Annotated in this window: 16 protein-coding genes and 1 pseudogene; 7 read left to right on the top strand and 10 right to left on the bottom strand. The window is 30.5% G+C overall.

Annotated features, from left to right (window positions below; translation table 11 throughout):
- Positions 1–28: 28 nt before the first annotated feature.
- A pseudogene (locus V5J73_RS03775) lies at positions 29–433 on the bottom strand (adenylyltransferase/cytidyltransferase family protein).
- A 295-nt stretch (positions 434–728) separates the two neighbouring features.
- On the bottom strand, positions 729–1202 hold the full coding sequence (locus V5J73_RS03780; protein WP_338647733.1) for a UpxY family transcription antiterminator: 474 nt from the start codon (positions 1200–1202) through the stop codon (positions 729–731).
- A 1240-nt stretch (positions 1203–2442) separates the two neighbouring features.
- Here V5J73_RS03780 and V5J73_RS03785 point away from each other — a divergent pair.
- The 6 genes from V5J73_RS03785 to V5J73_RS03810 all read left to right on the top strand — a co-directional run bounded on the left by V5J73_RS03785 (position 2443) and on the right by V5J73_RS03810 (position 12553).
- Complete coding sequence (locus V5J73_RS03785) at positions 2443–3186, top strand: LytR/AlgR family response regulator transcription factor (RefSeq protein WP_338647735.1); 744 nt, start codon at positions 2443–2445, stop codon at positions 3184–3186.
- Between the two features lie 206 nt (positions 3187–3392).
- Complete coding sequence (locus V5J73_RS03790; protein WP_338647736.1) at positions 3393–5261, top strand: polysaccharide biosynthesis/export family protein; 1869 nt, start codon at positions 3393–3395, stop codon at positions 5259–5261.
- A 4-nt stretch (positions 5262–5265) separates the two neighbouring features.
- Positions 5266–7656: a GumC family protein gene (locus V5J73_RS03795; RefSeq protein ID WP_338647737.1), complete on the top strand. Its 2391-nt coding sequence runs from the start codon at positions 5266–5268 to the stop codon at positions 7654–7656.
- A gap of 382 nt (positions 7657–8038) precedes the next feature.
- A complete protein-coding gene (locus V5J73_RS03800) occupies positions 8039–10891 on the top strand; it encodes a T9SS type A sorting domain-containing protein (RefSeq protein ID WP_338647739.1) in 2853 nt (950 codons plus the stop codon).
- 26 nt (positions 10892–10917) lie between these two features.
- Positions 10918–11127 (top strand): hypothetical protein, encoded by a 210-nt coding sequence (locus tag V5J73_RS03805; RefSeq protein WP_338647742.1) that lies wholly within the window; start codon positions 10918–10920, stop codon positions 11125–11127.
- A 136-nt stretch (positions 11128–11263) separates the two neighbouring features.
- On the top strand, positions 11264–12553 hold the full coding sequence (locus V5J73_RS03810) for an OmpA family protein (RefSeq protein WP_338647743.1): 1290 nt from the start codon (positions 11264–11266) through the stop codon (positions 12551–12553).
- Between the two features lie 716 nt (positions 12554–13269).
- Here the strand turns inward: V5J73_RS03810 and V5J73_RS03815 are convergent.
- Together V5J73_RS03815 and V5J73_RS03820 are read right to left on the bottom strand one after the other, a co-directional pair.
- Positions 13270–14355 (bottom strand): ATP-binding response regulator, encoded by a 1086-nt coding sequence (locus tag V5J73_RS03815; protein WP_338647744.1) that lies wholly within the window; start codon positions 14353–14355, stop codon positions 13270–13272.
- Between the two features lie 868 nt (positions 14356–15223).
- Complete coding sequence (locus V5J73_RS03820) at positions 15224–15829, bottom strand: DUF6088 family protein (protein WP_338647745.1); 606 nt, start codon at positions 15827–15829, stop codon at positions 15224–15226.
- A gap of 695 nt (positions 15830–16524) precedes the next feature.
- Between V5J73_RS03820 and V5J73_RS03825 the strand changes: the two genes are divergently transcribed.
- Positions 16525–16689, top strand: coding sequence for a hypothetical protein (locus tag V5J73_RS03825; protein WP_338647746.1), 165 nt, complete (start codon positions 16525–16527; stop codon positions 16687–16689).
- 548 nt (positions 16690–17237) lie between these two features.
- Here the strand turns inward: V5J73_RS03825 and V5J73_RS03830 are convergent.
- From V5J73_RS03830 to V5J73_RS03855, 6 genes are all read right to left on the bottom strand, one after another.
- Positions 17238–17564, bottom strand: coding sequence for a hypothetical protein (locus tag V5J73_RS03830; RefSeq protein ID WP_338647748.1), 327 nt, complete (start codon positions 17562–17564; stop codon positions 17238–17240).
- A gap of 53 nt (positions 17565–17617) precedes the next feature.
- The gene (locus V5J73_RS03835) at positions 17618–18196 is read right to left on the bottom strand and encodes a nucleotidyl transferase AbiEii/AbiGii toxin family protein (protein WP_338647749.1); all 579 of its coding nucleotides are present in this window, start codon (positions 18194–18196) and stop codon (positions 17618–17620) included.
- A 46-nt stretch (positions 18197–18242) separates the two neighbouring features.
- Entirely contained in the window at positions 18243–18410 is a 168-nt protein-coding gene (locus V5J73_RS03840; RefSeq protein WP_338647750.1) for a DUF6577 family protein, read from the bottom strand.
- A gap of 163 nt (positions 18411–18573) precedes the next feature.
- A complete protein-coding gene (locus V5J73_RS03845; protein WP_445236411.1) occupies positions 18574–18855 on the bottom strand; it encodes a DUF6577 family protein in 282 nt (93 codons plus the stop codon).
- A 554-nt stretch (positions 18856–19409) separates the two neighbouring features.
- The gene (locus tag V5J73_RS03850; protein WP_338647751.1) at positions 19410–20684 is read right to left on the bottom strand and encodes a relaxase/mobilization nuclease domain-containing protein; all 1275 of its coding nucleotides are present in this window, start codon (positions 20682–20684) and stop codon (positions 19410–19412) included.
- On the bottom strand, positions 20669–21061 hold the full coding sequence (locus tag V5J73_RS03855) for a plasmid mobilization protein (protein ID WP_338647753.1): 393 nt from the start codon (positions 21059–21061) through the stop codon (positions 20669–20671). Before V5J73_RS03855 ends, V5J73_RS03850 begins: the two co-directional genes overlap by 16 nt.
- Between the last annotated feature and the right edge of the window lie 124 nt (positions 21062–21185).

Raw genomic sequence — 21185 nt, forward strand, 5'->3', positions numbered from 1 at the left:
TTGCTTTCTTATTTACTTTTATCTTTTTCTAAGTTAAAAACACTTTTCGTAATGTAGTTGTAGAAAATCGATGATACCTTACATTAGAAAACAATTCTATTCATTAATCTTAACAATACTTACGACCAGTAAAATTTTTAGCTTGGTATTCATTGTAAACAATGCGAACATCTAAGTGGAATGACTTAAGTATATCTTCAAGGTCTTTTTCGGTAGCGTAAGGCACAATTTCATCCACAAACTTGCATCCTTTGAGATGAATATATCGTTCTACAACAATTTGTGTTGGCTTATTTTTTTCAGATTTATCAATTGTAGGATCCGTTTGTAGGGCACAAATTAAATAATTGCACTTTCGCTTTCCCTCTTCCAGCATTTTGATGTGTCCCGCATGTAACAAATCAAATGCACTAAATGTAATTCCTATTTTCATAAATTTTCTACGGCTTCGCCGCATGAGTCACGTAATGAATCATGTGGCATTTTTCTGTAGAATACTTTTTACTATTCTAAAATCATAAAAAACCTAGTGACTTAAGAGAAAAGGTTTTAAATTTTATTTTTAATTAAATGATTAATAAGTAGTTTTACTATTCTTTGTTCTCTATTTGATTGCTATATAAGAAATAATTACACTTCAAGGATCGTTATTTTTCCTAACTTTTAACGATTTTGCCCTATGAGGCATGTAAATAGTCATCTGGCTAATTCTCCAAGTAACTAATTTTTTAATATTCTAAAGTCACAAAAAAACCGAGCTGCTTTATAACAACAGTTACGTATTTTTTGTTAATTTTTGTTACTATTCCTTCTTTATCTTTAAATGGTCCAGAAGGAATTACCAATCGTTGTCCTGTAATTAAGTTCTCAACACTAATGGCTAAATACGGTAGAGATAACGATTCTTTTAATGTCGCAATTTCTTTATCTGAGGCAATTGCTGGCTTACCTAACCAAAATAAGTAACGAACTACACCAGTTATTTCAAAGACTTTTGATCGATCTCGATCGTCTAACCTGACAAATACATAAGACTTTAATAGGGGAACTATCACTTTCTTTTTACGATCTGACCATTGACGAAGTTCTTCTTTGTACGGGCAATACGATTCTAGTCCAATTTTTTCTAATCTTTCAGCAACTTTTAATTCTTGTTGTGGTTTTGTGTACAACACAAACCAAAATTTATTGTCAATTTGCATTTAATGATGTTAATTTTGTTTAAACAATTGCTGAATATATTATTACTTCGATACGCTACTCTGTAAACTATCTAAATAATCGTGATCTGCTTTGGTATTCTCTATTAAAATATTTTTGTTCTCTATTATTCGTTGGAGCAGTATTATCATTTCTTTCCTTAGCCTAGCACAAGTTTCGTTTTTACCTTTACTTGAATAAGTGGCTAATTCGTTCTCACAGATTAGCAACAGTTTGTAATCTGAAACTACTTGTTGATGTGCAGCGAAGTGCTCTTTAGATAATATATTTCCATTCTCCATTTATATCATTATTTATGTTCTCGGTTGGCAAATGTGAGTAAAGTTTACAACAGAGCAACATTGAATGTAATAACTGGACGTAAAAAAAGAATAATCGAAAGCATTAATTGTTAGTATTACTTTATTTTACAAAAATTAGAGATTCTATTGAATGAACTTTAATAGATTGATTTTTGTTTTTTAGAACACTAGAAGAAAAGGATGTTTAATGATAGAGAATTAAAGCACATTCAAGATTGATGTAGACAGTGCAAAAGTATTTTTCCATCTTAATTTATTCAATTGCATTTAGTCTTCATAGTGATGGAGCTTTATTAAAAAAAAACAATAAGAATGTGATATCAATAACTCATTTAGTTTTAAGTGATTGAAAATCAATTAATTGTATTAATTTGATAACCATGTGCTTTTAATTCAAAGTCACAGTAATAACAAATTGTATTGCAGTTTTATACAATAACAAATGATTAGTACTACTTGTATAATGCATAGTTGTTATTGAGGGTAATTAAAATGTCCACTTTGCCCTATTGTTAAAAATTACTCAGAATGGTAGACGTTAATTGATTTCTAAATTTCCTGATATTTTTAACTATTCTACAATAAAGTACACTTTAAGCTAAAGTTTTGGAGGGAATTCTAAATTATGAACACATAATAAATAGTTATGCTATTTTTTTACTACATATTCGGATTAGTAAATCTTACTTTTTTAAATTATTACGCAATTATTTTAACCAATAAGTATTAAATGGCTGCTTAAAAATTTTAAAAAATACATTTGATCTTGATTTAGAAATATAATTTTTTTTTTATTATTTAAATAATACAAAAAGAAGAAGAAACACCTATTACTTATTAATTCGCACTTATTCGCTACGCAACCGTTTTTATTAATAATCGCTGGGTTTAAGCCTTGATGAAATTACAAAATAGAATTATGATAAACCTACTTTATTTTAAAATTGAACCGCATCTTAGAGAGCAAATTGAAAATTTTTCAGCAAGTTCTTCTATTCAAAAATTTAATTTTCAGGCAACAGATGATGTTGACGAATTTACGAATTTCTATACTAAGAATTGTTTTGATATCATAATTATGAATCCGAGTCACAACAAAGACGAAATTATTAATTTATTCCAAAAGACAGCCGTATCGATTTCTAAACTAATTATTTTTTCACCCAACAAAACTGATGCTTTTGACTTTATCAACTTTAATGTTTTTGGTTTTCTTGCTTATCCTTTGGATGCGGTACAGGTGATTACGATTATTAATAGATGTTTAAATAAGATAGCTGTAGAGAATGATACACATCAACTTAAATTAGCCAAAGATAAATTTCAAAAATTCGTCTCTATTAATTCTGTAAAAAAGATTGAATTGATTAAAACGGATGACATTAGTCATTTTGAAGCGGATGGGAGATATACTATTGTATATCTAACTAATGGTGTCAGTAAAATGGCTAGTAAGAATATTGGAGAATTTCAAAAATTATTAAATCCAGATATTTTTTGCAGAATTCATCATAAATTTATTATTAATATGAATAACCTTCTGAATATATTAAAATCGGACGGGTACTATTGTGAAATGAGCAACAATAAAAATATTCCAGTTTCTAAGAGAAAACTTGAAAATTTGAACGCTATTTTAAACTTGGGAAAAACGCTTGTCTAAAATTGTATGGTTTTTATGTTGTTGGATGAAATAATTGTTAAACAAAATAAATTCATATCTTCTAGATAATAGAATGTTGGTAATTAATACTAATAAAAAACTTTTAGTTCCATTTATTAATAAATAATCTTCACTTATTACTAATCAAAAGTAAGCGGTGTACTGCCACAATACTTTTGCAGTGAAAATAATTCCTAATTGAAAACATGACGAACCATTCATCAACAATCTCATTATTTTACCCTGAGAGTATATACTTTCTTTTCTTTATCGTAGCCTGGGGAATCAGTTATCTTAGTTTTCCAGTTATCATCAATGTTTCTAAAGTCAAAGGATTATGTGCCACGCCATCTGATAGAAGTTCTCATACAACGGAAACTCCAAATCTCGGCGGTGTCGGTATTTTTATAGGTTTTGTCTCAGCCTACACCTTTTTTGGATCATTGTTTAATACAGACAACAAGTACAACATTGGCGGTTTACTTCTTATTTTATTTTTTTTGGGTTTAAAAGATGATATTTTAATTTTGTCAGCCAAAACAAAATTAGTCGTTCAGTGTGTAGTGAGCTTGCTTCTTACATTAAATTCCAACATTACGATTCACAATTTTTACGGGATTTTTGGCATTTATGAAATAGATTCAGTGCCTGCAATAGCCTTAACTACTTTTGTTTACGTTTTAATTATTAATTCCTACAATTTGATAGATGGCATAGATGGCCTAGCTGGTATCATTGCTATTTGTTTTTTTTGTGTCAGCAGTATTTTGTTTTACAATGCAGATGCAATCCCTTTGATCATCGTTTCCTTAACCTTAATGGGATCACTCATCGCTTTTTTACAATATAACTTTTCCAAGAAAATGAAAATCTTTATGGGTGATACTGGTTCGATGATAGTTGGATTTTTACTTTCGTTTGTACTAATCAATCTTCTCAACTTGAAACAACTAAATTTTGGATTATTTTCTTATCCAACCAATCCCGTTTTATTTATTGCATTATTATTTTATCCCTTGTTGGATACTGCACGAATTTTTTTTGTTAGGCTTGTGATTTTTAAAAAAAGTCCTTTTAATGCCGATAAAAATCACATTCATCATAAACTTCTATCGTTAGGTTTTAAACACTACCAAATTTCTATCTTGGTAGGAGTAGTGACGTTACTTTTAGCTTCTTCTAGTATATTGATGGTCAAACAAACTATTTATGTTCAACTTTTTAGTATCATTTTTATGGGTATTATCTTGTTTTCGCTACCTATTATCATAGATAAAATGAAATCAATTAGTTTTAACTTTTTGAAAGATAGTATTCTACTGTTATTACTATTATTAACTATTGGTTCTCTTCAGTCTTGTGCTTCAAAAAAAGATGTTTTATATTTTCAAGATTATGATAAAGCTGCAATTGACGATACCAAAATTTTGAATCAAAAAATTGAAACTAATGATATTTTATCGGTAAAGATTTATTCTCTGGACCCAGAAGCAGCAAAAATTTACAATATCGACTTACTGGAAAGTACTGCTGGTGGTTTACAATTGGAAATGGTTAGACTTAGAAGTTACCTAGTTAGTGATGGAGGTGAAATCACCATGCCAGTGCTTGGGAGTATTATTGTAAACACTAAAACTACGTTAGAGTTAGAAGAATATCTTAGAGCAAAATTGATTAACGAAGGTCATTTAAAAGATCCTACAGTTACGGTTCGTATTTTGAATTCAAAAATTACTGTTTTAGGCGAAGTTAGAACTCCAGGAACATACACCTTTGCTGAGAAGAACCTTACGTTACTTCAGGCACTTGGCTTAGCAGGTGACCTTACAATAAATGGGGAACGAAAAGATGTGCTATTGATACGGCAGGAGGGTAATGCTAAAACTATCCACCATATTGACTTAACGTCTAAAGAATGGATGAATACTGAATTGTTTTACATAAAACAAAATGATGTTATAATTGTAAATCCAAATAACGCCAGAGTTAAATCAGCTGGAATTATTGGAAATGCAGGAACTTTAATTTCGGTAATCTCGCTATTACTAACCGGATTTTTACTTATAAAACAATAGACCATTGGATAATACATTTGAAGAACAGTTAGACCTTAAGAAAGAGTTATTTAATTATTTATCCTACTGGAAATATTTTGTAATTTGTTTGGCACTTGGGCTATTTTCCGCTTATTTTTATCTGCGGTACATCAGTCCCGTTTATGCTATAGAAGCAAAAATTAAGATTTTAGAAGAGAGTAATAAAGGTCTAAAACTCCCTTCGGAATTGTTGGGTATGATGGCGAGTAAATCAGGAATCAATCTGGAAAATGAATTAGAAACCATGAAGTCGAGACGTTTAATAGGTCCGGTAGTGTCTCAATTAAATCTAACTACTTCCTATTTTACCAAAGGAAAATTTAAAAATACAGAGTTGTGGAATGCGCCACTAACTGTAACTCCTATAATTACTCAGGACGATTCTTTTAATCCGATTACGATCTCTTTTACCAAACAAAAGGACGGGTATCTTGTTCATAAAGAAGACAGTACTACAGTTTTCATATCGGGAAACCATGGAAATATCAAGATCAAGAGTTTAGAATTACTTATTGAACCTAATGCTAATGCGAAACCAGAGACAAAAGAGTTTTTTGTGAGGGTTGTCCCATTTAAAGCGGCGGTAGAATCACTGAAAAACAGAATTTCTATTGCTAAAGTCGGAGATGAAAGTGATATTTTGTCAGTTGGTATGCAAGATGTGAATACAGAGCGCGGCATTGCCATCCTAGATAAATTAGTAAGTGTTTTTAATGAAGATGGAATCTACGATAGACGAATGGTTAATAAAAAAACAGTAGATTTTATTGATGAGCGTTTTAAAAATTTGACCTCTGAATTGGATAGTATAGAAATTTCAAAGCGGGATTTTAAAAAATCGAAAGGGATTAGTTTTATAGAAGCCGATGCCGCAGTAGATGTGAATAAAAGGGCAGGAGCTGATGAATCCTTATTTAGGATTGAAACCCAAATTCAGTTGTCTAAATTACTACAAGATGCTTTAACGGCCTCTAAAATTGCAATTTTGCCAGCTAATATAGGTCTTGATAATGCGATCATTAATAATTTAATTAATGAATACAATATGCTAGTTTTTCAAAGAGAAAAACTGAATAAAACCTCCGGCAGTGAAAATCCGACCTTAAAAGTACTGGAATCCCAAATAAGTGGAATTAAAGATAATATTAATGCCTCTATCTACACCTACAATAAGCAATTAAAAGTTAGTTTATCGCAACAGCAAGTAGATTATTCGAAAGCATCTGATATGGTGCTTGAAATACCAGGAAATGAAAAAATGCTACGTAGTATTGATAGAGAACAAAAAATTAAAGAGAATTTATATTTGTTATTACTTCAAAAAAGAGAAGAATCAGCTATAGCTTTCGCCGTAACTGCACCTTCTATCAAGATTATTGAGTATGCTACTGCAGGATCTTCACCTGTAGCACCAAAACGTAATATTATTTTTCTAGTGGCACTTTTTCTAGGTTTAGCGATTCCATTTAGTATTATATATATCTATAATTTACTAGATACCAAAATTAAAGATAGTAACGATGTCGTTTTTAGAAAGTCACAAATTCCTGTTATTGCTGAGATGCCTTTGTTTAAAGATTTCAAACTATTCAAAGATGGAAATGACCGATCAGTTCACGCGGAGAGTTTTAGGATTTTGTCGTCTAATGCGAGTTTTTCACTACCCTTAAAAGAGAAGAATGTGGGACAGGTCATTTTGGTAACTTCCTCTATTATGGGTGAAGGAAAGACCTTTATTGCTACAAACCTAAGTCTTGCTTACGCAAGTTACGATAAAAAAGTATTATTAATAGGTGCTGATATGCGTAAGCCTAAGCTTGATGTTGCTTTAGATATAGTTAAAGTGGATAGAGGTTTGTCCCTTTATTTGCATGATATACAGACCAGTTGGCAAGATGTGGTGGTGAAGAACAATCCGTATAATGACAATTTAGATGTGATTTTTTCAGGAATAATCCCACCTAATCCCTCTAGTATTATATCCAACGGTCGATTTGATGCTTTAATAAACGAAGCTAAACAGGTATATGATTATATTATAATCGATACGGCACCCACTATTTATGTTAATGATACGTTTTTGATTGCCGATAATGTCGACTTAACTTTGTACTTAACGCGAGAAGACTACACCGAAAAGCAGCTCATTGACTATGTGACCACTTTAAAAGAAGCGGGTAAATTAAAAAATATGGCTTTTATCTTTAATGGTATTAAAGAAAAATCAGGATATGGGTATGGTTACAAATATTCGTATAACTATGGGTATGGGTATGGGTATGGGGAAAGTAATGAACAGGACAGTAGGCCAATATTCATTAAAAATCCAGTTCGTTTTATAAAATCATACTTTAATAAGGGAAATATTTCGTAGTGAACGATAGGATAGTTTTAGTGATAGCTTTTGTAATTTGTTTTGTAAAAACAACAATAATCAAGAGATATATTGATTGGTAGAACCCAAATTATTGAACTCCCAATAGCCAAAAAGCGTTTAACAGAAATTACTAGTCTCCTTTAGATAGTTTTCTAGTGATAATAAAATTAAAACATTGCAATTATTACATATAGATCGCCATTTGTTACAATGCAATACTGATCCTGGGTAGCAATGTTATCTTTATTTATAAATTTTACTTAAATCCAATTAAGAGATTTTCTATCACACAAGATAAATTTTTAGTTTTTAGTCAAGGTTTATTTTAAATAAATTCTTGAAAATAAATTTTATATTATAATTTTTAATGAAAAATAGAATGAAAAATAAATACATATTGTTTTTTTTAATTTTGATTTGTACCATAAGTAAAACAATCGGAGCAACAATAACAAGTGCAGCTAGTGGGAATTGGAACAGCACTACGACTTGGGCGGGAGGCATTGTGCCTTTAAGTGGAGACGATGTGATCATTGGTAATCACTCTGTAACCGTTACTGCTGATGCAACTTGTGCCAGTCTAACAACGAATCCAGGAGATACTGGACAAGCTATTTTATTAATAAATAGTGATTCTAAGATTACTGTAACTGGTTTATTTAGAGTTCAAGCTTCAGATGCTACTAATAATACTTATGTATCAGGAACTGGTCAAATTCAAGTAGCAACGTTGAATATAGGACAAGTTTTCACTCCTACTACAACTAGAAGTACCACGTTGTTTGTCGACAATGTCTCGCTTTTTAAAATTACCGGCAACATGGCTATTTTAACTCGTATTGATATTGTTGCACCAACAAAAGTTAACTCAAGTAGATTAAGACACAGATCGGGTACAATTGAATTAGGTGGGACTCTTACTTCATCAAACATAAACGTTGCTACAGGTTTAACAGTTGCAACTGGATCTTCAGATTTAGGATATAGAACTGATAATGGTACAAATCAAGGCGATAGTAAAATTATTTTTAAAAACACTAACCCGGCTATTACTGCAGCTGGAGATTCTGCAAGCAATTTTACGGGTGGATCAGTAGAATTTAATATGCCAAGTGGTACATATACTTTACCTACACTGGCTTTTAAGGAATTAATATTGAATTCGGTAGGTAGAACATTTTCAAGTAATAGTCAATTAACTTCAATTATTGATAATGGAAAGTTGTATTTAACAAATGGAACTTTAACAGCGGGTAGTGCTGCCAATTCAATAGGTTTTAACAACAATATAGAAATTATAAGAACTAATGGTGTAATAAATAATATAAATAATGCCAGACCTCGTTTAATTAATGCATCTAATAAATATAGCATTAGTTATGCACAAAATTCCTCACCTATAACTAGTGGAAGAGAATTAACACCAGTAACGGTAAGTGGATCTACTTCAACTGTTCTTACGAATAATATATCGACTATTACTGTTAGTACAACAAATGGAGTAATTGTTGCTAACAGTGTAGAAACTGAAAATTTTGTAATTACGGCTAATTGCGCAATTAGTGGATCTGCAGATGTTATTCTCAAAGTCAAAGGTATATTTAGTGCAAGTAATGGATCTAACGTGACAATACAAGATAACTTGCTAACTCTTGCTTCAAGTGATACTTATACGGCACGTGTAGCCCCTTTATTGAATAATGAAACAATTGGCGGAAAAATAAATATTGAGCGCTATTTAAAAAATGACAAAAGACAATGGCGTTTGTTAACGGTTCCAATAAAAGGAGACATTGATAATTCAGTCTATTTTAATTGGCAAAATAATGGTATACAAACTGGTGATGGTGTCGAACTGTGGGGTCCCGATGGAACTTTACAAACTGACGGATCAGATTCCGGAAATGGTTTAGTACTTGTGACAAATTCACTTCACAACTTGAGAAAATGGAATAATGATTCAGGTTCCTTTATAAATGTGACCAACACTTTAACAGAACCTTTGTTTGATAGTACTAAAAATTACGGTTTTTTATCTTTTTTTACACATCCCTTTTTAAGTGGAACAGACGGAAGTGGAGGTTATAATGCTGGTACATTGGCTTTAAACTTAAAATCATCTGGTTCTCTCATTACAGGAGATGTGGTCTATGATAATATTTTGAATACTAAATATTACATTATTGGAAACCCTTATGCGAGTCCTATAGATTTTAGTACCATTTTGTCTGATCCTTCCAATCATGGTGTAAAAAAAATATGGCTAATTGACCCTACAGTTGGACAATTTGGAAGCTACATTACTTATGATGCTGTTGCTGGAGTGTATAGCAATGGTAGTTCAAGTTTCAGTGGAAGTACCGTTGTACAGTCTGGTCAAGCTTTTTTTGTATTAGCAGCAGGAACTGGTTCTTTAAAAACAACTACTTTAACCATAAAAGAATCCCATAAAAGTAATGCCACAACTAATTCTACCTTAAATAGAAGCACAAAAAGTAAATCTGCAAATAATTCAGCGTTGTTTAGGATACTTTTAGAAAAAGACAATGGAACTAGTTATACCAATATGGATGGTTGTGTTGCTGTTTTTTACGAAGGTGGTTCTAATGCTGTCGAGGAAAATGATGCATACAAACTAAGTAATCCCGGTGAAAATGTTAGTCTATTCAACATTTCAAGTTTTTCTATCGAACACAGAGCACCGGTTCAAGATTCTGATTTCTTGACCTTGCGTATTAGTCAGTCAATTGTTGGAGCAAATTATAAATTAAAGCTTTATACAGAGAATTTCTCTTTTACCGGCACGGCTTACTTGCAAGATTTATTTTTGGGTACTACAACACAAATTTCATTAGATGGTTCTGCCTTTGAGTATAAGTACCAAGTAACAGCTGATTCAGCTAGTATCGGAAATCGTTTTAAAGTGATTTTTAAACAAAATAACACCTTGTCTATGGAAAGTTTAGATTCTTCTCAATTTAATATCTATCCAAATCCCTTGACAAGTAGTGAAACTATTACGCTACAATTCAATTCTAAACAAGTCGCTACTAAATATACTTACCAAATAGTTAGTTTACTGGGTCAGGAAATAGTTAATGGCGATTTAATAGTGTCAAGCGGTATTGCATCAATAATATTGGATGGAAAGTTGAGCGCTGGAGTTTATATTTTACAAATTCGCGATAGGGAAAATAACGCACAGTTTACAAAAAAAATAATTATTAGATAAATAATATGTACACTAAAAAAATTACATTGAGCATTTGTTTTTTTATTTTCTTTTTTGCCTCGGCACAAGATACTTGGGCTCCTCCTGCTGATTCCCCGGGGTTTGGTGATTCAAATAATGATGCCGCAACTAATGCTCCATCAGTGCCCATTGATGGAATAGAAATACCACTATTAGTCACTGGGATTGTTCTTGCTGTAGTGGTAACAAGAAGGATGCGAAAATCTATAGCATAAACAGTTCATTAATTCGTTGTTTCCAATATTATTTGCGATATATATAATCCAGCTTCTATCATAAAACACATTTGTTGCTAAGTAGTTTTTTCGCAAACTAAATAACAAAAAATAATTTTTAAATAATATATTAAATATGAAGAAAGTAATTACTTTTTTTTTGTTTTTGGTTTCAGTATATACTATTGAAGCGCAGGATCAAATCAATAACAACCTTAGTTTTGAAAAGCAAGAGATAAAAAACAACGATCAGGATAGTGCAAAATTAAAGGCAAAAAATTATAATCGGTGGTCTGTTAACGTAAATGGAGGTTTTAATGCTCCAGTTGGTCCATTTACTGTGGGCTATCATTCAGCTGCCTCTAATTATATTACAGATCCAGATTTTAATCATTTGGACTTTAATGTCAGAAAGATGTTCAATACAAAATTCGGTTTAATGTGGGTTGTGGCTTATGATAAATTTTCAAGTAGTGGTAATAGTATTCCTTTTACCAATAATATGTTTAGTACTAATTTGCAGGGTGTATTAAATATTCATCGTATATTAAACTGGGAAGAATTTACTAATACTTTTGGATTACAGCTGCATTTTGGTCCTGGATTAACTTTTTTAAAAGGTCAAGAATTACGGCTTACAACTAATAATAACAATGCTACTGGTCTCTATTTCGATAATAATTATAGTATAGTGAGTGGTGCTACAGCACTTATAAAAGTATCGGATCGTTTTGCTTTCAATATTGATTATACGATGAACAAGAACTTTTCACATCATTTAAATCTTGATGGCAAAACAACTGTAAATCTTTCTGCCAATAGAACTGGTATTGTTCACACTGTGACAGCAGGTGCTACATTATACTTAGGTAAAAAAGATAAACATGCTGATTGGTATTGGGAGAACAAAATAGAAAAATCTAATCAATTGCAGACGAGATTAAATTTTCTAGAAGCGCAATTGAAAGATGCTAATAATGATGGTTTACCTGATGGATGGGCTGCTTATGTAACTTCAAAAATTGATAAGTCACCAACTAATGATTTTGTGGTAAATAATCAAAGTTATAGTAATGTAGAGGCTATGAAAATGATTAATTCTCAATACGTAAATGTGTTTTTTGATTTTGACCAAAGTACAGTCTCTGCGGGTACTATATCAGCAATATTTTTCTTAATCAATTATATGAAAGAAAATCCAGCTGCAACTGTAGATATTATAGGGTATGCTGATGAACTTGGTAATCGAGACTATAACCTTAAATTATCTGAAAAAAGAGCTAAAAATGTTGAGGAAATGATCGTAAGGTCAGGAATTGATCAAAGTAGGCTGAAAGTTGTTATAAAAGGTGCTGATAATTCAGTTCCAAAAGAGTCTGAATTAGCCAGGCAATTAGTTAGAAGGGTCGCTTTTAAAGTATATTAATGTTAAAACATTCAATTTTTAGTCGTATAATTAAGAATAAAATACAACCCAAACAGACTTAAGTTGATGTACCCTTAATATTCAGAAATAGGTTTGTGGTATTACCATAAATTAAGAAAAGTCTCTCTCAGTTTGTGAGAGACTTTTTTTTCTGAGTAGACAAACAAATGAAATTGGATAATAGTATTTTAACGTTATTCTTTATTTGTAGGGTATGTTTTTTATAACTTAATAGTGCACATATATAATTTTTTTATGGGTGAAAGCAAGAGGATAAACAAGTAACATTATAGTATACATCGAGATGCACATTATTATGTGTTTATTTTTGAAAATATTGTTTAACAAACTTAGTGTAAATGATTAAATTTTTATGAGGAGGCTTTTTTTATGAAGAATACCTTTAAAAACAATTTAGCTATTGTACTTTTAGGTTATTTGCTAGGATATGAGATATGAGCAACGAGGCTTTTTACCATAATTTTAGATGAATTACAATCTTTATTTTTAAATTTATTTTAAAAAGGGGTTAGCTTATATGTAGTGTAATCAAATGTAAGATTAGATGTAAGTATTGACAAAATGTGTAATGAATAGTATTATCTGTTGGAATTATACATTTTAAACAATCGGCTTGTAGCTATTTATAGTTAAAATCCAAAGTTTAACGTAAAAAGATATTACAATATGTTAAAAATGTACCAAATGAAAATCAATTAGTGTAGAGGTAATTTCAGTGGAAAAAATAAAGAAATTTTAGTTCCTTTGTTTTCTTCTGAAATAATACTGAAAACACCATTTGCTTTTTTTATAATTTTTTTACTTAAATAGAGGCCTAGTCCTAGTCCATTTGGTTCTCTTTTATCCAGATTAAACTGTTGAGCAGCGTTAATTTTTTTTAATTGGTTCTCACTGAAACCAATTCCAAAATCAGCTATAGTCAATTCATAATATCTATCATTAAATATTTCTCCGTAAACCATAACATTTGTTGTGCGAGCAGAAAATTTCAATGCGTTATCGATTAGCTCGAATAAAATTAGATTTAAGTATTCTTTATTAATGTTTAAATTTGATTCGTCGATGTCAAAAGTTATACGTTGGGCTTCATATTCATTCATTTTAAAAATTTTATTTTTTACTTCAGAAAAAACACTAAGTATTTCACTTTGCTCGCTATTATTGAAATCAAGTGAGTTGTTGATCAAATTTTCATAAACAATGAGGTTTTGCATCGTTCTGTTAAGACGTTCACCCGACGTTTTTATAGTATTATAGAATATATTTATATCTTTTCTTTTTTTTGTAGTCGATCTATCTATTAATAAATTGATCGTGCTTAATATATCGCTTAAGGGATTTTTTACTTCTGATAAAAAATGTTTTTTTTCACCAATGTATAAATTATTTTGAATATTTTTTATTTTTTGGAATCTATCAATTTTTGTTTCTATAATTTTAAAAAACTGTCTAGCTTTAAAAGGTTTTGAAATGAAATCATCTGCACCATCTAATAAGCATTTTCGCATTAAATTGTTCTCTTTTTTACCGGTTAGAAAGATGAATGGAATCGCAGATAATGTCTTAGTCTCTTTTATTATTTCATGTAATTCATAACCATTCATTACTGGCATCATAATATCACATATAATTAAATCTGGTGTCCAGTTGTCTAGTAAGTCTAGGGCTTCTTGTCCATTACCTGCAGCTTTTACGTCATAATTTTTGAAGACAAGAAGATCTGTTGTAACATTTCTCATTTTTAATTCGTCCTCAATAAGGAGTATTTTACTTTTTATCATTAGTTAACAGACTTTTAATGTTGAATTTTTTAATTTTAATGAGGTGTTTTTTGATTAATAGTTCAGGGATTAACTACTTTTCAAAATTACTTTAATTAGATTACGAGATTATTTAAATACTATTATTTTTAAAAGAAATACCTATAATTTTAAATAAGTGTATTTGTTTTCTTAAAAGTGTATCTATAAAAAAAAAACTAATTAGTTAGGATATAATAACTTTAAGAAGTTGCATTTTAAGAATTATTAATGCTGAGTTAATTTAGATTATAGTTATGCATGTAAATAATGAAAAGGTGGATTGTTGCAAGTTTTATTTTATTAGAAGAATAACAACTTAAAAATATAGATATGAATATATTTGATTTATCCTTTAATTCTTAAACTAGAAATTTTGATTAAGTAAGTAGCATTGAACTTTAGAATTAACGAAATTCTCTGTAAATTTAGATTATTTGTATTTTTTATTAACACATCAGTTATAATTTATAATCATTGATGTAAAAAAATTAGTTTAGTTGCTTGTTATCATTTTTCTTACTAAGCAGCTTATTAAAATTTGTTATAATAATAGATTTTACAATTATGATTTGGTTGATTGCTATAAGCTGTTTCGGTAAGAATTTTTTTTTGTAAGGTGTATATAGCATATTTAATCGATACGTTTGGTATCTGGTTTGTTATTATTTGAATTAAAAGATGTTAGTTTTTTAGATCGGGAATATTGAAAAAATCCTTTGTTATTTTAAAAAAAAAATATTTTTAATTATACTGAATTATTAGCTTATGAAACGTGTAAGTACCAATTTTAAAGATAAATCTCTTTAAAAAGGGATCATTGTAATGATAAGATTTACTTGAATGTTTTCTATTTGTTTTTTATTAATTCAGAAATTAAATTTTTAATCCAAGTTGGGGCTACATTAATATCTTCTTTTAAATTTTTTACTGGCAATTGACACAATACTTTTTTAATTTTTAGTGTGGCATTTTCATTGATGTTTTCCTTTCCTAATTCTTTAAATCCTTGGATTACTGCATTCAGTTTTTTATTTTTTATAGTCAAGTTTTTTGGTGTTGTCTTCTTGAATGTTATTATACTTTTTCGAACTTTAATTTTTCTGACCGGTCCATCAGTTATATAGACTAAATTCATAGGAATTTCAGCAGATAATCCTAATTGTTTCAATGCAAGTGCACCTGTTGAATTTATTCTTGCTTTATCTCTTTTTGCTATACCCAATGCAATTTCTTCGGTGGAAGGAAATATAGTTCTCAATATCTTGTCTTTTTTAGGATATAAATAAATTCCACGTGCTAATCTAATTAAGATTTCTTTTTTTTCCAGTCTAATAAGTACTCTTTTGACATTTTCGGCCGTGCCATATTCTCTAAAGTCAGTAGAAAAAATAATAGTTCCTTTTTTTAAGGTTTTAATATTTTCTTCTATTTGATTATGAATTGATTGTGGCATTGTTTTGTAGCATTGTTTTGTGGTTATAATAAATAAACTTACAAACCAGGCAATATTTTATCGGGATATAATTAGCAATTGTTAAGATGTAAGTTATAAATGGGATTACTTTTGTAATGTTTGTGGTTTCCTTTTAGATATATCTGATACATAAAATCCGATTATTACAAAATCCACTTATTATAGAATAAAAAGTAATTCTGAAAAGAAATTTAATAGCTATATTTAATTCAATGGTAAATCTTAATCGTGATTTTAATTTGAGAATAATAGTTCCAGATTTAATGCATAGCTTTAATAGCTTATATGCTATCAAAAAGCAATTTTAGAATTTTTAGAAAAAGATATGAATGATTAGTAATTCTTAGGATACACTTCATGAACAATAAAGAGGATTAATGGTTAACTTCTATAATCACCCTACATTATAAAAGAATAGCGCGTCAATAAAAATTCAAAAAGCTTATGAACAGTTATATCAAACTAATAAGATTTATAAAACGATAGATAAAGTAAGTTTTAATCCTCCAGTTACTGAACAATATAATTTTTTAGGAGGTAATTTACGTTGGGATGTGAGTCTAAAACCACTTACTCCTTTTCGTTTGTAAGGTTTATTATATCTTTCAGACTGTAATGAAAATGAAGGAGCTTTTAATTGTGTACCTAGTTTTAATCATCAAATTACCAATTGGATGGCTGTCCTTTCTTTAAATGAAAATCCACGAGAATCAATTCTTAAGGAATTGATTACAAGGTGTTTAATTATTAAAGCAGGTGATTTTATTATTTGGCATCAAGCCTTACCGCATTGTGCTACTCCTAATTATGCAAGTCTCCAAGATTTGTTCAATATTTAACTTATTTTCCTGAAAAATATATAGAAAGTGCGGAATGGATTTGAAATCTTTTAATTTATTAGGTTTAATACTGGAAAATAGTTGGCAAAAATTGGACATTATCCTCTTACACCAATTGCAATATCTTTTAGATAGATTCCTTTTTTAGAATCGACCAAATACTGCCTTATTGTTTTTTTAGCTAAATTAGTTGTCCTTTTACTTAAGTTTTATTTTCTGATTACAAAATCATTATATCCTAAACCTTCTACTTGGAGCATTTCTACGAAATCATCCATATCTATTTCGCCAATCTGTTCTTTTAATCTTCTAGCTTCTCTAGCCACTCTATTTTCTACCATTATGAGAGCGAAAAAAGGCATCATAAATATAGGAAATTCACTTTGTTTAATTCCTTAACCTATTAGCGAATTGGCTGTTTTCAAATATCGCTTTCGTATTTTAATATTTTTATGCTTATTTTATGCTGTTTGTTTTATGCTAAAGCTTTTATACAAATAGTAAAAAGCTTCCGAATTATTTTTTTTAATTTGTTATACTGTGGGTCTTCAATTAACCATTCTTTTATTTCGAGAGGATTTTTGAATTTTTCGATTTTTTATTGTTTCACGGGATTGTATTAGTTTGGCTAGATAAGCCACTTTTGCTGCTGCAGTTATAGCTTCGTCAATGTTAAATCTATCAATTGTAAAATTGGTGAAATTGCGAATACTTAACTGTAAGTGTTTGAAATCCTCTGATTTTGTATCACGTTCCGCTAATATGAAACATGCTGTCCGAGTATCTTCTAATACTTCCTTGGCTGTACAATCTAATTTTCGGAAACCTATTTCTTCTTGGACAACTTTGTCATAGCTTTTTTTGACTATTTCCAAATTAGTTATATTATCAAATAAAAAAGCAATGTCGTACAACTGTTTTATAATTTCTACCTGACGGTTTTTATTATATAATATTCCAGTTGTTTTGATGCAAATGCTATTAATTTGTCGTTTAAGATAGAGTCAAATGTTGACATTGTAATTATAACATCTTCTCCTGAAGTAGCCAGCCATGAGTGCTTTATTCGAAGTTCTCGAACGTCCGGGTATGGATTTGGTGTATAGAGTAAGTCCAAAAGAACTGGCTCTATGTGACCATCCACTGCGCTTTTATAATACATTTTGAAATGCCCTACAGGTGCATCGAGGGTATGTTTGCGGCTGTTGTCGTCTTCCCAACTGATAAAGGTTTTTTTAGTAACTATTTTTTGTAAAACGGCACTTATTTCTTTTTCCGTATGTTCTGTGATACTATCAATGTTAATGAAAAAACGTTTAGAGATTTCGGTTGCCAGCAACAAGGCTGTTCCACCTTTGAAAGTAAAAATTAATCCTTTCAAACGCAGCTGCCCTAAGAGCATCAATGCCCATATTACTTTTTCAATTAATTTAGGATCAATTTGCCTTCCTAACTTATTTTTCAAGCTGGAGATCCATTCTATCTGATGTGTTTTGTTGTCAATCATAGTTGTTAACTTTTGGCAAAAAATACATTAATTTGCCAAAACTAAATTAATTTTCGGTTTCCTGCTCTCTGTTTCTGCGCATTGCGTATCGTTTCATTTTTGCGATATTTACAGGGTATTTTTTGAATGTTGTGTTAAAAATAAAATCGAGTTCACCTTGTTGGGTTGCAAATAGGTCTTTATCGATAATCATATCTACTAACAATTTTTCCAAAGAAGAGATTTCGATTTTATCGATTTGTATTGTTGGTGATTCTGTTACCAGGTTTTTTAATTATGGTTATTTCTTCGGTGTTTGTGCTTATGTACCTTTTAAATATCTCTTCATCGGGATTGATGTATACATTTTTGGTACTTTCGCTAATACTATCGAAGACTTATTCTACAGTTTCTTTTCCAGTTTCTTTTCCAGTTTTCACTACAGTGAAGTTTTTAAATGTTTGGTGTCGCATTAGGTCATTTATCCATTTTGTATTCCAAACACAAATTTTTATGAACGGAAATTCTTTATGAATTTTATTACATACCTTTTTCAGGGCTTGATTTATTTCGGGTTTGAAATTTGATTTACTTGAAATTGTGTACATTCTTCTTGATGGATTATTGATTATGCCCGCCTTTGTAAGTTTAGAAAGATAAACAGTAATGGTACTTTCCATTAGATCCGGAAAATCATTTATTATTTCTTGTATCAGTTTTTTCTAGAAAGTTGATTTTCAGTTTCAAAGTAATTGTGAATTGTATTTTCAAGCGCTTTTGTCACAGGGTCAATTTTAAAAAAAGTGAAGGGATTACTTTTTTTAATAAATTAAGTTTTGGCAGTAAATTTATTTTTTGCCAAAACTTAATTATTGTTTTATAGGGTGTATTCCGCTTTATAGAGAAAACCATCATCGTTTGTGTGGAGTATTTTATCAATAGCTATTCCGTTAAAAATGGCACGTTTCCTAGGGAACACTAGATTTCCATAAAGTGCTTCGATTTCTGAAGGTATAAGATTACTAGTGATATATGTGCTGGATATGTTTTAAATAAATGTATCATAGTGACTTCATAGGATTTTGCCTAGTGCAATAGTTATCACAATGTTTAGTGCTGTTTTTTGTTCTTAAAGCATCAAAACGCCATGAACTTAGCTGAATTTGATTTTCACCGTTTTTAATGTATCAATTTTGGATTTCAGAGCAATGTCTTTATTGAACAAAATGGTTTTTCAATTATCAGACCATCCTTTTCTTTTTTTCTTCTTTCTTTTCTTTTTCAACTGATTAGGCATATAATCCGAAGAATTTTCTACCTGTATCAACATGTCTAATAATTTGACCAAATCTGCAATAGTAAGTGAATTTTTTTGCTGTTGAAGATCATCAATTAATGATTTTTTAGAAGGAAGTTTTTCATGAATCTGATTTCCTTTTTCTTGACCAGCAACCTTTAATCCGCAACGTTCTTGAATCGCTTTTGCACTGTATTCTTTTCCTAAATTACTACCATTAAAAACACTTTTGGTCTTGTGGTCAACATAGGTAATACCATAAAGCAGACCTTCTGCACTTTTTCTAAAAACAGTATTAATGCCTTCTTTTTCCAATAGCCTTGCCAGTTCGTTTATGGACAGTGCTCGCTCTTTTAGTAGTACAATATCAATGACATTTTTTACCCGTGCTTTGTCGGGTATTCTTCTTACTTCATTGCGTTTAAATTTTTCCTCTAGAAATTTTAAAGTCGGTTTACTATAAAAATCACTTGCTTTAATTGGAACACCAATTGGCTTTCCTTGTTCGTCCAGAATTCGATACACTAATCCTTTAGCCAAAAATATTTTTGAATTTTCGCTACCACGGTCAGCCATTACATTATACTGCTTTAGTACTGCATTAAGTTCGGGAAGGCTCGCATACTTGTATTGATTCAGGACTGCATTCAAAACGTTGGATATGGCTTTCTTTGATTCAATTCGACCGTATTGCACCTTGCCAATAGAAATAGGCTGCAATGTAAATTCCTCTTTCTTTTTTCTTCCTTCCGCTTTAACGAGTCCAAACAGTTCTTCAATTTCTTTACGAGCTGGCTCAGATTTCCTTATCCCTAAATGATGCAGGTCAATCCGTTTACCGTCCCTTTCAATATTGATAGTTACCACATGTAAATGAGGGTGTCCTGCATCGTGATGTTGGTATACTAAATAAGGTTGTTTTCCGAAACCGATTTTCTCCATATAAGTATCGGCAATAGCTATTAGTTTTTCTTTAGAATGATTTTCCGAGGGATCAAAATTCAGGGAAATATGTACGCTATTCCGCTTTGCGTTTTCGTTTAATTCCATCCGTTTTACAAAACGGTTTAGCTTTATGGTATCACTCACTTTATCGACATCGACAGGATAGTTTCCTACTGAGATACACTCCGCTACTCCAGCTTTAACTTTGTTTTCATTGTAATTAAAAATACTACGGATCGAATGGCTTGTTTTTATGATTGTAACCATTTGTCCGTAATTTTTTGAATGTGTTTTTTGATTTCTTCTACTTTATTGAATAGGATTTTTTTATCCAGGTCATAGCTAATTATCCAGTTCCTGAATTCAGGAATATGTTGCAAAGTGTGTAGTTTTTTTACAGCTTGATTAACATTGTTTCCGATAGCGTTCAACTGATTACGAAGTACTATAGTTTCTTCCATAAAATCGTCCAGTGATTGGTTTCGATAGGTAGTCACAATTGACTTATCGAAAAGATGTTTACGAACATAGTCGCTTAATTTTCGGCACGTACTGGTTTTCCATTTGCGCTCAATTTGCGCATATTCTTCGGATGTCAGGCGCAGCCCAATTATGCGTGTCCTGTTTGAATTTTCTGCTTTCATCATCTATCATTTTCATTGGTTTCAAACTTTTTTTGTCCTTTCAATGTCACTACCCACGAGTTCCGAGTGTGGGGTAGCAAGATTCGGTTGTTTAACAACCGTTCATCTTGCAGATTGCAGGAAC

This window comes from Flavobacterium sp. KS-LB2, from assembly GCF_036895565.1.
Taxonomy (GTDB): domain Bacteria; phylum Bacteroidota; class Bacteroidia; order Flavobacteriales; family Flavobacteriaceae; genus Flavobacterium.